Source organism: Segatella copri, from assembly GCF_009495355.1.
In the GTDB taxonomy this organism is placed as follows: Bacteria; Bacteroidota; Bacteroidia; order Bacteroidales; family Bacteroidaceae; genus Prevotella.
In genome coordinates, this window is sequence record NZ_VZAD01000097.1 from 71,347 (window position 1) to 83,922 (window position 12,576).

The following is a 12,576-nucleotide window of genomic DNA, read 5'->3' on the forward strand; positions in this document are numbered from 1 at the left end:
GAACATCAATATCACATCATGCACGACAATCAGTTTAAGTATAGTGACGAGCGCTTTGCCGACCTGCAAATGCTGCGCTATCGCCTGAATGGTTTCGAGAACCTTTCGCTCTCTCAGAAACTGTACATCTTCTGCCTGGCCAAAGCCACGCTGATGGGACGCGACATCACCTTCGACCAGCAGGGTAAATACAACCTGCGCATACGCAAAACCCTCGAGGCCTTATACCTATATTATAAGGAACGCGAGGAGGCTGAGAGTGACGAGTTCCAGAAAATCGTTGTCTATCTCAAGAGAGTATGGTTCTCAAGCGGCATCTATCATCACTATGGTTGCGAGAAGATGAAGCCCGACTTCAGCGAAGAGTACTTCTATCAACTCATCGACGGCATGGACGAGAAACTGCTGCCACTGAAGAGAGGCGAGAACAAGGAAGACCTCCTCAACGAGCTCGTGCCGGTGATTTTTGACGACACCGTATTGCCCAAGCGCGTCAATCAGACTGACGGCGAAGACCTGGTGAAGACGTCGGCCTGCAACTTCTATGAGAATGTGACGCAAGCCGAGGTGGAGCGCTTCTATGCCAAAATGAAGGAGCAGGGCAACGAAGAGGCTCCCTCGTACGGACTGAACTCCAAACTCACCAAGCGCAATGGCGAGATGATAGAGTTGGTGTGGGCTGAGAATGGCATGTATGGTGAGGCCATCCGCGAGATAACTTCATGGCTCCGTAAGGCTCAGAAGTATGCCGAGAACGAGCAGCAACGTCATGTCATCGACCTGCTGCTGAAATACTACCATACGGGCGACTTGGCTGTTTTCGACCGCTACAGCATAGCCTGGGTAGAACAGCAGGAGGGTATGGTCGACTTCGTCAACGGCTTTATTGAGGTGTATGGCGACCCACTGGCACTGAAGGGTACCTGGGAGGGAATCGTAGAATACAAAGACATCGAGGCCACCAAGCGAACACAGACCATCAGCAGCTACGCCCAGTGGTTTGAAGACCATTCGCCTGTTGACCCACGCTTCCGCAAACCCGTGGTCAAGGGAGTCACTGCCAATGTCATCTGTGCTGCCATGCTCGGTGGTGATGAATATCCTGCATCGGCAATAGGCATCAACCTGCCCAATGCCAACTGGATAAGACAGACCTATGGATCGAAAAGTGTCACGATAGGAAATCTGACCGAGGCATACAAAAAGGCTGCTCATGGCAACGGATTCGATGAGGAGTTTGTCATCGACAAGGATACTCTCGCCATGATAGAGAAATATTCCGACCTGACGGACGACTTGCATACCGACCTGCATGAATGTTTGGGACACGGCAGCGGTCAACTGTTGCCAGGAACCGACCCTGATGCTCTGAAGGCTTACGGCAATACCATCGAGGAAGCCCGCGCCGACCTCTTTGGCTTGTATTATATGGCCGACGAGAAACTGGTGGAACTGGGACTCCTGCCCGATGCTGAGGCCTACAAGGCGCAGTATTATACATATCTGATGAATGGTCTGCTCACTCAAACCATCCGTATCAAGGAAGGCGACAAGATAGAGGAGGCCCACATGCGCAACCGTGCACTCATCGCCTGGTGGACTCTTCGTCATTCACAAGGAGCTGTATCGCTCGTTCAGCGTGAAGGCAAGACCTATGTGCAGATCACAGATTATGAAGCACTGAGGAATGTTTTCGGAACACTGCTTGCCGAAATTCAGCGCATCAAGAGCGAGGGTGACTTCGAGGCTGCTCGCAGTCTGGTGGAAGAGTATGCAGTCAACATCGACCCAACGTTGCATCACGAAATCAGACAGCGATACGAGTTGCTTAATCTGGTGCCCTATAAGGGTTTCATCAATCCCAAAATGACGATCCTTTATGACGAGCAAGGCAATCCTGTAGATGTGCTTTTAGACTACACTGAGAGCTACACCGACCAGATGCTGCGATACTCTGAAGAGTATGGAACATTATAATGAAACAATAAGAACATTCATAAACTTTCAGTTGTGATAGAATCTAAAGTAATCAATCAGCATCACGACAACGAGGAAGAGCAGTTTCCCATCGTCGACGAACAGGGAAACATCCTCGGTGCCATCAGTCGCGGACATGCCCACGATGGATGTAAAATCCTGCATCCGGTGGTGCATCTGCATGTATTCAACAGCAGGGGAGAACTCTACTTGCAACATCGTCCTGCCTGGAAAGATATTCAGCCCGACAAATGGGACACGGCTTGCGGAGGACATGTTGACCTGGGCGAGAGCGTAGAAATTGCGCTTCGCAGAGAGGTGAGAGAGGAGTTAGGAATGACCGACTATGAGCCCGTCAGCATGGGGCATTATGTATTCGAAAGCCTGAAGGAAAAAGAACTTGTTTACGTTCATCGCTGCGTCTACGACGGACCGGTCTGTCCTGATAAGGATGAGTTGGCAGGCGGACGCTTCTGGAGCAAAGAGGAGATCAGCGAGAATATGGGAAAGAATATCTTTACTCCCAACTTTGAGAATGAATACAAACGCTTCTTCTTGAATCAGAAAGAGAATCAATCCGATTAAATGAAGGAGATAAGGGAGTTAAATTCAATATTTCTGTATCAAAGTGTATCATTCCAATTTTTGATACAAAATATATATTAACTATTTGATATATAGATAGTTAGGTTGTATCAGTGCGATACAGGAGTGTATCGCTGGATAGATTCTACGACGACATCTGTATCGGGTTTGATACACTCTAACTATCTGATATATAGTATTTTATCTATCATTTTGTATCGATTCGAAAGTGATACACTCTGATACAGTGTGATACACTTTGATACAGTATGATACACGCCATACATACATTTATAAGTCTGTAGTTTTCACCATCTATGCATGGTGTTTCCTTCCTGTAAGTATGATGTTTATGGGAGCGAAAGATAATTTTCCCGTTTTCGCTCCCACAAATCTCTGAGCGAAAGATATAGATCTATAATAATCAGAACAAGATACCTTTCAACGCTTTCTGAGCGATGGTGTCATAGCTTTCATCCATGTCGGCAAAGCGCATCACACAGTTGGCTGCTGCATGTTTTACACCCATATGATTACCTTGCAACGCAATGGCTGCCTGGTCAAGAAACTCGTTGATGCCCCGTTCGTTGGCCTCTCGTTTGGCAGCAAACAGGCGCGCAAGAATATGGTAACCGGCAATCTCGTAGAGAGGCTTGTCTGAGGCTATCCACTGATAAGCTATTACAGGCGCATAGTCGACATACTGCAACAGATTGAACGCCAGCATTTCCGCCATTTCCTGACCTGCTACCTGTTCCATCCATAAATCAGCAATTTCTGGGAGCATCTGTTCTGCAGGCATGATAAGTGTAGCCAATATCTTGCATTCACGGATGTTTTCCTTCCACAACTCTATAGCCAGATCATAATCCTTGCCATATTCCGTTGCCATCTTCTTGAGTTCTACAAAGGGAACACCCCAGTTGATCTTATATTCAATGCCTTTATCGCGCATCGACTGTGAGGTGGGGCCACTCATAAGCAACCTGAAAGATCGCTTTATCTCCATCAGTTTCTGATGTGTCTGTTCATTCATAACTATCTGATTAACAAATAATTTCTTGTTTTTATTAAATAGAGAAATTTAGCAAGCTTGAAAGAGTAGGGGCTTTTCCCTACCATAGGGAAACTGGAATTACAGCTTCATCACCTGGCAGAACATACCTTCGAATTCTTTCTCCAAGCCTGTGGGTTGTTCACGGAAAATACCAAAGAGGGCACTTCCGCTTCCGCTCATGGCAGCATACACAGCGCCAGCATCATACAGGCTCTGTTTGATGGCAGCCAACTCAGGATGCATAGCAAAGATAGGAGCCTCAAAGTCGTTTACCAGCTCATCTTTCCACGTCTCGATAGGCTGTCTGACAATATCTCTGCAGCACTTTGCCGGAGTCTTTGGTACAATGGCTGCATACGCGTCACGCGTACTTACTGCTACTGAGGGCTTTACCACAGCCAGATAGTAACCGCCAAGACCAGCGCCAGGCACATCGGCAGGCATCAGTACATCACCAATTCCTTCGGCATAAGAAGGGTCAGCGGTGATGAAAAAAGCACAGTCTGCACCTAATTTGGCTGCATAACGTTCCATCTCAGGTATACCAATATTCAGTCGGAAACGCTCATCCAAAAGGCGAATCATATAGGCTGCATCGGAAGAACCGCCTCCCAAACCAGCCTGTGTGGGAATGCGCTTCACGAGATGTGCATGAACACGAGGCAACTGGAAGTCGGCAGCCAAGAGCTGATAAGCTTTTATCACAAGATTGTCTTCTTCATTACAGTCGACATCATTTCCTGTGATTTTAAGGTCACAGGGTGACTCACTTGGAAATTTCTCATCCATGTACTTGATTTCAAGTGCATCAGTAAGAGGTATGGGATAAAAGACGGTTTCAAGATTATGATAACCATCCGGACGCTTACTTACGATATTAAGTCCAAGATTTATCTTGGCGCAAGGAAATGTAATCATATACTTATTTCTGTTTAGGGTTTATACTGTAAAATTGCAGAGAACATCAAGCTTGCTTGAATATCTGCCGAGCGCAGCTTATCTTATGCAAAGATACGATAATTCATACATAAAGCAAAATTAATTTTATTTTTTTTCGCTTACAAAAATAAAAAAAGCTTATAACAAAACTAAACTATTCGAAATGAATCAGGCAAGTAAGTTTATTCCTTGCTGTTTTTTCTATTTTCTTATGTGTTCTCGTATAATAAAATATATATCTTTTATTCCTAATTTCTTAGTTCTCTTTTTAGAGATTAATGGACATTATGATAAATAATTGATATAGGAACTCTCCTTTCATATATGAAGTTTGTGCCACTTGTGCCAAAGTGCCATGTGGCATTTCATTACCAAAAGTACCATAAATACTGTTTTTTTTCTATATTTTCTATATTTGTGCCACTTGGCGCATTGGCGTAAGTGGCGCAAAGTGGCACAAAATATCTATTCTGCTATAACTGAAATTTTTCCATCTTTCAAGCGGTCTGCATTGCAAGTCAACTTTAGACTGCCAAATCCTGACCATCTGCCTTGATAGTCTGACGTTCGGTGCTCAAGACAAGTTTATAGACTGGTTTGGTGGTTTCCACTGTTTCTACCAACACACGCTTGCCATTCTTATAACCCACAGCCACGACTTTACCTGGCTGATACTTTGTCTTCCCAACTCAGATTTCCTCTATGATTTCGTCCATGGCTTTGCGATTCTTAGGATTATGCGGACAGTCTTCTGCCATATGGCCGAAAGGAATGATCACCACAGCCTCGTAGCCCTCGCATGGGAAGAGTTCCTTCATCTTGTTGCTATCGTAGGCACATACCCAGCAGGTACCCAATCCGCGTTCTGTGGCAGCCAGGCAAAGATGCTCGGCAGCTATCGCCACATCAATGTCACCATGAGGTTTGTTGTCGTACTTTCGCACCCAATTGTCCTCGGTGTTCTTCATACCGATGATATACATAGGAGCCGTCTTGAACCACTCTCTGTCGTAGCATTCCTGCAATTTTTTCATTGCTTGTTCCGAACGTACGATGAGCCATTTCCAGGGCTGGCGGTTGCATGCTGAAGGAGCCAGTCGTACGCACTCCATTATATACTCCAGATCTTCCTTGCTAACAGGTTCTGCCGTAAACTTGCGGGCGGAGAATCGCTCGCCTGCTAATGATTTAAAATCTTGCATAATCTTCTACTTTATTCAGGTTCGTATTGGAAAATTGAAAATAATTGTAAATTTCACATCGCAAATGTACAAAATATCCCTCAAACGCCAAAACATTTGAGGGATATTAACAGAATATCTTCTTAAAACTTCTATTTCTCCTTTCCGAAAAGATTATCTTGAGGAGTTACGGTCGTAGGTGTACCTACTTTGCCACCGATGTGGCTGGAACTTATGTTGACATCCAAGGCATTTTCGAAACTAAGGCCTATCTTTGCCTTCGCTACATCCACATTGTTGAACATGACGTTGAAGACAGGCTTGGCCTGAGTACCTTGGAGCACAAGGGCTGCTTGCTTCACACTGTTACACTTCAGTCCGTCGATGAAAATATTTCTGATGGTAGAGAAGTAATGATTGTCCTGCCCTTCACCAGCATAACGGCTGGTGACATAAAAGAGGTCTTCCACCTCGTCGAAACTGCAGTTCTTCACATACACATTCTCTACAAAACCACCGCGGTCGGGATTGGTCTTGATGAAGATGCCGCGCTTGCAATAGCCCGCATAGTCGCAGTCTTCTACAATCACGTTTCTCACACCTGCCGACATTTCGCTTCCTATCACCACAGCGTGCAGTCCCTTGAAATGGCAGTTGCGGATAATGATGTTCTCAGAAGGCATCTTGGCGTTCCATCCGTCATTGTCGCGTCCGCTCTTGATCGCCACGTTGTCGTCGCCGTTGTTAAACTCCACGCCTTCTATCAGTACATTGCGCGAGCACTCTGGGTCTATTCCGTCGTTGTTCACAAGTTTAGCATCATAACGCAGATTGCGGCAGATGATGTTCTCGCTCTTCAGCAGATGCACACACCAGAAAGGAGAGTTGGTAATCTTTACTCCCTCAATGGTTACGCCCTGACAGTTGTACAGTTGCAAGAGCTGTGGGCGCAGCCAGTGCCCCTTACCGAACTGGCGGTCCTTCAGTGCCACCTCCTCATGATTCATCTTGCGGCTCAAGTCTTTGTCAAATTTCTGTTTGGGTCGCCACTGGGCAAAAGTCGTCATGGCGTTTCCGTTGATGGTTCCCTCGCCGATAATGGCTACATCATGGCATCCATAACCATAGATGAAGGGCGAATAGTTATAGAGGAAAGTTCCCTCCCAGCTGGTGCTAACCACGGGATAATACTTCTCCTCGGGTGCAAACTTCAGTGTGGCGCCCTTCTGCAGTTCGATACAGACATTGCTTGCCAGCACGATAGGTCCCTTAATATAATAGGTACCCGCGGGAACCACAATTTTTGCTCCCTTCATGGCAGAAGCCTTCCTGATGGCCTTGGCAAAGGCAGCCCGGCAGTCAGTCTTACCATCGTTCTTAGCTCCCAACCGGCTGATAAGCAGAGTCTTTTCTGCTATTTTTGCACCGGAAATGTTAGTAAGGATACTGTCGCGAAGTCGTACCCTCTCCTGCTCTACGGCAGAAGACTGATGACACGTATTTTCGTCCTTGGAATGAGAATGCGAACCGCAGTTCACCTGCCGTGCGTTCGCTGTGAGGCAACAGAATGCAAGACATACTGCTGCCAAGAGATTTGTTTTAGTTTTCATAGGTTAAGTGCTTTGATTAATTGCTATTATCTAAATATATGAGTAGTTCGGGGTGTTATCTGTTGCGATGTTTCATGTACCAGGGGTGTACGAAGAAATTGTAGAGCCCCAAGCTGATGACCAGCAGTCCCAAGCACGCATAAGGCGCACGGCTGCTGTCGGAAGAGAGGAAACCAAACTTCAGGAGGAAGCCCAGACTGATGCCCGTCTCCCATGCCAGGAAGAAAGAACTCTGGCTGGTGCCTCGCTGACAGTGTTTTGACAACTTGAGGTAGAAAAGCAGAAAACGGCTTCCGGTGATGCCAGAGGCAAAGCCTATCATGGCTGGCTGCATGTAATCGAGTGCACGTGCCTGATGGGTGAACTCCATCAGCACAGCCGCTGCCAGCACGATGATACCCGTAAGCACCTCACTCTTCAGTTCGGCATTGGCAAAGGCAAAACGCTCAGCCACTATTGCCATGGCCAATCCTGCCAACAACATAGCATAGTAGGTAACACTGTGAACCTGAGCCAACAGCACGCCAACCACCATCATGATGAGTATCAAATTAACAAAGAGAGGCAAGCCCTGCGGCAGGAAGAAGCGGTCAAGACTGAACAGTGGCATCTTCTCGGATGGGGCCTTGAAGGGGAAACGCACCATCGCTATCAGCACAAAGGATGCAAGTGCCAGCACACCCGAAAATACGGGGATGTAACAATAGCCCCAGAAGCCATAGACTATGAGTGCTGCTAAAGGTCCCATGGCCAAAGCCAGTCGGCCAAACCATGCTATGATGTGATTGGCTGCCGTGCGCTGAAACGACTCGCAGATGTCTATCGCCAGCGTACTGCCCAGCACCATCGCTGCCAGTCCCAAGAAGGCTCCGATGGCAAAACGAACCAAGAGCAACAGTCGGAACTCCATCTCCACTCCCAGCACAAACTCTAAATAATAAGCCAGGCCCATACAGAGCACCAAGCCCAGGATGGAGTACTGGCATACATGGTTGCGACGATAGCGCTGAACATAATAAGAGCAGAACCCGCCCAGGGCAAAGAGTCCTGCTCCATATATTCCCATAACCAGTCCTGTCTGCATGCCGTCCAGTCCTCTGCCCAACAGATAGAATGGCAAGGTGGGCAGCAAGCTATAAGCCGACATCATGAGCAGCAGATTGGCAAGAGCCAGCATCCAGAACTCACGATGCCATAACTTCAGATGTACTGGTGTATTCTGTGTATCCATACTTTAATTTAGTAAGATTCTTCGGCAGAAGGATAGCCTCCTGTCTTCACTGCATCGACATACGATTGTACCCCCTTGGTCATCTCCTCACCCACATGGGCGAAGTGGCGCAAGAACTTTGGCTTGAAACCTTTAGTCATTCCTAAGGCGTCGGCATAAACCAATACCTGTCCGTCGCAACCAGCGCCTGCACCGATACCTATGGTTACAGCCTTTACCTGGCGTGTCACCTCGGCAGCCAACTTGGCTGGCACTTTCTCCAAAACGATGGCAAAGCAGCCAGCTTTGTCGAGGGCGATAGCGTCGCTGATCAACTTCTCAGCCTCGGCTTCCTCCTTGGCACGGATGCCATAACCGCCAAACTTGTTGACGCTCTGTGGGGTGAGTCCCAAGTGTCCGTGTACAGGAATACCTGCATCGATGAGCGACTTCACGGTGTCGATGATTTCGATACCACCTTCCAACTTCAGTGCGTCCACACCCGTCTCCTTCATCATTCGGCAGGCATTGCGCAGCGCCTCCTCGCGGCTTATCTGATAACTGCCAAAGGGCATGTCGCATACCACGAGAGCATGGTTGACGGCACGTGCCACACTGCGGGCATGATAGATCATCTCGTCTACGCTGATGGGCAGTGTATTGGCGTTGCCTGCCATGACGTTAGAGGCAGAGTCGCCTATCAATATGCTGTCGATTCCTGCTGAATCGATAATGCCTGCGGTAGTAAAATCGTAAGCGGTAAGCATAGTAACTTTCTCGCCAGCCTGCTTCATTTCAGCAAAGGTCTTGGTGGTGATTTTCTTCTTGTCAGTCGATAAATATCCCATTTTTTTGTCTGTTTTTGAAATCAAGTGCAAAGTTACAGCTATTTAGGCACACTACAAAGAAAAAAGCCTTTTTTTTCACTTTTTGCCCCTCTCGTCTACCACCTTGCACAGGTCTTCATAGCCAAAGTCCTGATAATCATCGATCACATAATCGGAAAATGGAGCGATGGCTTCACGCGAATTGGTGGTGGCAAGTCCAAGGGTGAATGCGCCCGATGCCCTCACGGCACGCAGTCCGTTGAAACTGTCTTCCAGTCCTACACACTCCTCTGGCTTCGCACCAAAGCAGGCAGCACCCTTGAGGTAACAGTCGGGATCGGGCTTGCTGCGGGCAAAGTCCTCGCTGGTAAGCACACGATCGAAGTAAGACTCCAACTCTGGATGCTGCTCGTACACGCTGCGCATCTTTGCCATGTTACTGCTGGTCACCACGGCACATTTCACGCCATGCTCTCGCAGATCGGCAACAAAGGCTTCGAAGCCCACGATATAGTCGTACTTCATGTGCAGTTCAAACTCATCGAGCCTACGGGTAATACGGGCTTGCTCTGCTTCTACGCCCTGATAGTCTGCCACATGGGCGAAGACGGCATCATCGGAAAAATATTTATCGTAGATTTGCACCAGCGTCTGTCCCTTGATGCGAAGGGCGAAGTCGGGCAACTCTGGATGATATTCCTTACCTATCATTCCCCAGAATACGGAGTACTGGGTCTCTGTATCGAGCACCACTCCGTCGAGATCAAATAATGCTGCTTTTATCATGTTTCTTATATAAATTGTTCTTACTTAACTTCTTTAACTTCCCCATTTGCGCAAATTCTTTTAATTTAAACCATACACCACCAGCTGACGAGGAAGGGCACGGTGAAGTCGACCACAAAACCATGATAGATGCTCAGAGCGATATAGCGCTGACCCACGGTCTGCGAGAGAATGGGCAAGGTGGTGTCCATCGTGGTGGCTCCTCCTGCAGAAATAGGTGCCAGCGGACCAAACCAACGGGCCATCAGCGGAGCACCCAACAGGGTAAGCATCTCGCGTATGATGTTAGCCAAGAGGGCTATGGTTCCCAATTCGGCACCACGATATTCGGTGATGAAGATACTCGACAGCGAATAATAGGCGAAGCCACTGTTTATCGCCATGCAGTCGGACAGGGTGCGGTGAAGCACTGTCCATATCAGCAACGCTCCCAACCACGAGCCTATTATCGTGACAACAGGCAACAATGCCATGCGAGGACTCAACGAACGAACCTCCTTCTTCATTTCTGGATTCAGTCCGATGCCCAATCCCACGAAGAGCAGCAAGCCACAGAGTGCCACAAAACTCACGTCTCCATCAAGAAGCCATGAAGGCACCATCTTCTCTATTCCGCCCAGCAAGCCTATGACGAAGAATCCCACCACAATGAGACTTCCCTTCATCACCTTCAGCCCACGGATGAGAGAAGATCCTTGCAAGCCTTCTTTCTCGGCAGGATTCCCTTCTTTCTCGGCAGAAGTTTCATACTTCGCATTCTCCTGCACGGTATTGTTCTTCGAAACTCTCCAAAGCATCCAGGCTAAGACACAACAGCCCAAGGTGGCAGCCGAAGAGAGCAACAAAGCCTCTACACCAAGCGTGGGCAGAGAGCGGACAATCATCTCGTTGCTTCCCACCTCAATGCCCAACAGGAAGAGCAACAGCCAGACGAGCCAGGTGACGATTCTGCCCTGCCATCGCGCAGCCACATCGGTGAGTGAGATGCGTGCTCCTGTCGACAGCTTGCGACAGAGAACTCCCGACAGGATTCCCCAAAAGATAAACAGGATGACTATAAACATAACTTCTCGACAGCCTTATTGATTAAGGGCAAAATACTTCCACAAAGGGGCTGCCATCAAACTCTGCCAAACCTCGCCTTTCTGCAACATATCTTCCACTTCCTGGCGTGTAAAGATGCGCACCTGCACATCCTCACCCTCATCTAAGTGCTGTTCACTCAACAGTTCAACGTCTGTCGCCAAAAAGCAGTGAGTCAGATTGGTATGCGTGCTTGGGTTGGCAGAAATAGTCATCCATTCCTGCCAGTTTCCACCACCAAATCCTGTCTCCTCCATCAACTCTCTTCTGGCAGCAGCCATAGGCTCCTCACCTTTCTCTATAACGCCCGCACACAACTCGTTCACCGTCTTGCCCAAGGCATAACGGTACTGGCGCACAAAAACAAACTTACCTTCCTTCGTGATGGCTATTGTGTTCACCCAGTCGGGGTATTCCAACACATAATACTCGTCAATGACAGCCCCTGTTGGCAACTCCACCTTGTCAACCCTTGCCGTGAGCCAGGGCTTCTCTATCAGATAGCGTTGCGAGAGCGTCTTCCATTTCATATCGTTATTTTCCATCTTTCTCATTTTTGGCTGCAAAATTACTAAAATTCTTTCGGATAATCTTATGATAGGTGCAAAAACCGTCATCTTTGTTTGTCTATTTTACTCACATATTACTCACAAAACACTTGAAAAGCATGAAAATTTAGGCTCACCCGATAAACCAGGGGGGATTAAGCATATAGCTTTGTAAGTCTGAAAAGAAAGAACTTTATATCCGTTACTCCCCTTAAAGCAGCTCTAAACGCCTTAATTTTAGCATTGAATGACTCTGCAAAAGCATTAGTTGCCCTGTTGACAAAGAAGTTCAAGACTTCATCATAATGCTCGTAAAGCGTGGCGGCAATAACATTGAAACTCTTAAAACCAGAGTCGTCCACTTTGTTATACCAGCGTGCAAGCGAGAGTCTAGCTGCATCTTTGACGGTATTCTTGGAAAATATCATTCTTAATGAATGTGTAAGCGAATAGGCTTCTTTAAGGTCAGGATACGTTTCAAATAGTACCTCAGCTCTTTGTCTCTGACTTTCTGTCCATTTGTCGGCAGATTTGAAAAGCAGATATCTGCTGCGAGCCAACAACTGCTTGTGGGTGTCACCATTTGCAAGCACAATTGGAGTGTATGCTTCACCCAAACATTTGGCCTCTTCCCTGGCGTCCGTGTCTGCTTGAATGGCATCCCATCTATGCGCGATGCGCATCTCCTGCAAGGCATCACATGCAAGTTTCTGTATATGAAAGCGGTCTATGGTACGCATTGCATTCGGGAAACAGCGTCTGGCTATAAGTCG

The 12,576-nt window shown here is 47.5% G+C and carries 13 protein-coding genes and 1 pseudogene; 2 read left to right on the plus strand and 12 right to left on the minus strand.

Annotated features, from left to right (window positions below; translation table 11 throughout):
* The first annotated feature begins 18 nt into the window (after positions 1-18).
* Both F7D20_RS12640 and F7D20_RS12645 read left to right on the plus strand, forming a co-directional pair.
* The gene (locus F7D20_RS12640; RefSeq protein WP_158464353.1) at positions 19-1,977 is read left to right on the plus strand and encodes a dipeptidyl-peptidase 3 family protein; all 1,959 of its coding nucleotides are present in this window, start codon (positions 19-21) and stop codon (positions 1,975-1,977) included.
* Between the two features lie 33 nt (positions 1,978-2,010).
* Positions 2,011-2,562 (plus strand): NUDIX hydrolase, encoded by a 552-nt coding sequence (locus tag F7D20_RS12645; RefSeq protein WP_367383934.1) that lies wholly within the window; start codon positions 2,011-2,013, stop codon positions 2,560-2,562.
* A 424-nt stretch (positions 2,563-2,986) separates the two neighbouring features.
* On the opposite strand, the gene F7D20_RS12650 is transcribed toward F7D20_RS12645, so the two are convergent.
* From F7D20_RS12650 to F7D20_RS12695, 12 genes and pseudogenes are all read right to left on the minus strand, one after another.
* Positions 2,987-3,598 carry a DNA alkylation repair protein gene (locus F7D20_RS12650; RefSeq protein WP_158464354.1) on the minus strand — a complete coding sequence of 204 codons (612 nt, stop codon included), beginning with the start codon at positions 3,596-3,598 and terminating at the stop codon, positions 2,987-2,989.
* 99 nt (positions 3,599-3,697) lie between these two features.
* Positions 3,698-4,537 carry a 4-(cytidine 5'-diphospho)-2-C-methyl-D-erythritol kinase gene (gene ispE / locus F7D20_RS12655; protein WP_158464355.1) on the minus strand — a complete coding sequence of 280 codons (840 nt, stop codon included), beginning with the start codon at positions 4,535-4,537 and terminating at the stop codon, positions 3,698-3,700.
* A 545-nt stretch (positions 4,538-5,082) separates the two neighbouring features.
* Positions 5,083-5,208: a hypothetical protein gene (locus F7D20_RS13170; protein ID WP_262884598.1), complete on the minus strand. Its 126-nt coding sequence runs from the start codon at positions 5,206-5,208 to the stop codon at positions 5,083-5,085.
* A 39-nt stretch (positions 5,209-5,247) separates the two neighbouring features.
* The gene (locus F7D20_RS12660; RefSeq protein ID WP_158464356.1) at positions 5,248-5,760 is read right to left on the minus strand and encodes a nitroreductase family protein; all 513 of its coding nucleotides are present in this window, start codon (positions 5,758-5,760) and stop codon (positions 5,248-5,250) included.
* A 131-nt stretch (positions 5,761-5,891) separates the two neighbouring features.
* Positions 5,892-7,349 carry a glycoside hydrolase family 28 protein gene (locus tag F7D20_RS12665; RefSeq protein ID WP_158464357.1) on the minus strand — a complete coding sequence of 486 codons (1,458 nt, stop codon included), beginning with the start codon at positions 7,347-7,349 and terminating at the stop codon, positions 5,892-5,894.
* A gap of 55 nt (positions 7,350-7,404) precedes the next feature.
* The gene (locus tag F7D20_RS12670; RefSeq protein WP_158464358.1) at positions 7,405-8,580 is read right to left on the minus strand and encodes an MFS transporter; all 1,176 of its coding nucleotides are present in this window, start codon (positions 8,578-8,580) and stop codon (positions 7,405-7,407) included.
* Positions 8,581-8,588: 8 nt separating this feature from the next.
* Positions 8,589-9,407 (minus strand): 3-methyl-2-oxobutanoate hydroxymethyltransferase, encoded by an 819-nt coding sequence (gene panB, locus F7D20_RS12675; protein WP_158464359.1) that lies wholly within the window; start codon positions 9,405-9,407, stop codon positions 8,589-8,591.
* 75 nt (positions 9,408-9,482) lie between these two features.
* Positions 9,483-10,172, minus strand: a complete 690-nt coding sequence (locus F7D20_RS12680) for an HAD family hydrolase (RefSeq protein ID WP_158464360.1) — start codon at positions 10,170-10,172, stop codon at positions 9,483-9,485.
* A gap of 65 nt (positions 10,173-10,237) precedes the next feature.
* Positions 10,238-10,837 carry a LysO family transporter gene (locus tag F7D20_RS13255; protein ID WP_158464365.1) on the minus strand — a complete coding sequence of 200 codons (600 nt, stop codon included), beginning with the start codon at positions 10,835-10,837 and terminating at the stop codon, positions 10,238-10,240.
* 126 nt (positions 10,838-10,963) lie between these two features.
* Positions 10,964-11,236: pseudogene (locus F7D20_RS13260) on the minus strand (LysO family transporter); the annotation flags it as partial.
* Between the two features lie 15 nt (positions 11,237-11,251).
* The gene (locus tag F7D20_RS12690) at positions 11,252-11,800 is read right to left on the minus strand and encodes an NUDIX hydrolase (RefSeq protein ID WP_158464361.1); all 549 of its coding nucleotides are present in this window, start codon (positions 11,798-11,800) and stop codon (positions 11,252-11,254) included.
* A 158-nt stretch (positions 11,801-11,958) separates the two neighbouring features.
* A partial coding sequence (locus tag F7D20_RS12695; RefSeq protein ID WP_194253566.1) for an ISAon1 family transposase occupies positions 11,959-12,576 on the minus strand: 618 nt, incomplete at its 5' end.

Coding starts and splice junctions, on each gene's coding strand:
- F7D20_RS12650 (WP_158464354.1), bottom strand. CDS start 3,598: ATGAATGAACAGACACATCAGAAACTGATGGAGATAAAGCGATCTTTC.
- ispE (WP_158464355.1), bottom strand. CDS start 4,537: ATGATTACATTTCCTTGCGCCAAGATAAATCTTGGACTTAATATCGTA.
- panB (WP_158464359.1), bottom strand. CDS start 9,407: ATGGGATATTTATCGACTGACAAGAAGAAAATCACCACCAAGACCTTT.
- F7D20_RS12640 (WP_158464353.1), top strand. CDS start 19: ATGCACGACAATCAGTTTAAGTATAGTGACGAGCGCTTTGCCGACCTG.
- F7D20_RS13255 (WP_158464365.1), bottom strand. CDS start 10,837: ATGAAGGGAAGTCTCATTGTGGTGGGATTCTTCGTCATAGGCTTGCTG.
- F7D20_RS12670 (WP_158464358.1), bottom strand. CDS start 8,580: ATGGATACACAGAATACACCAGTACATCTGAAGTTATGGCATCGTGAG.
- F7D20_RS12690 (WP_158464361.1), bottom strand. CDS start 11,800: ATGGAAAATAACGATATGAAATGGAAGACGCTCTCGCAACGCTATCTG.
- F7D20_RS12665 (WP_158464357.1), bottom strand. CDS start 7,349: ATGAAAACTAAAACAAATCTCTTGGCAGCAGTATGTCTTGCATTCTGT.
- F7D20_RS12680 (WP_158464360.1), bottom strand. CDS start 10,172: ATGATAAAAGCAGCATTATTTGATCTCGACGGAGTGGTGCTCGATACA.
- F7D20_RS12660 (WP_158464356.1), bottom strand. CDS start 5,760: ATGCAAGATTTTAAATCATTAGCAGGCGAGCGATTCTCCGCCCGCAAG.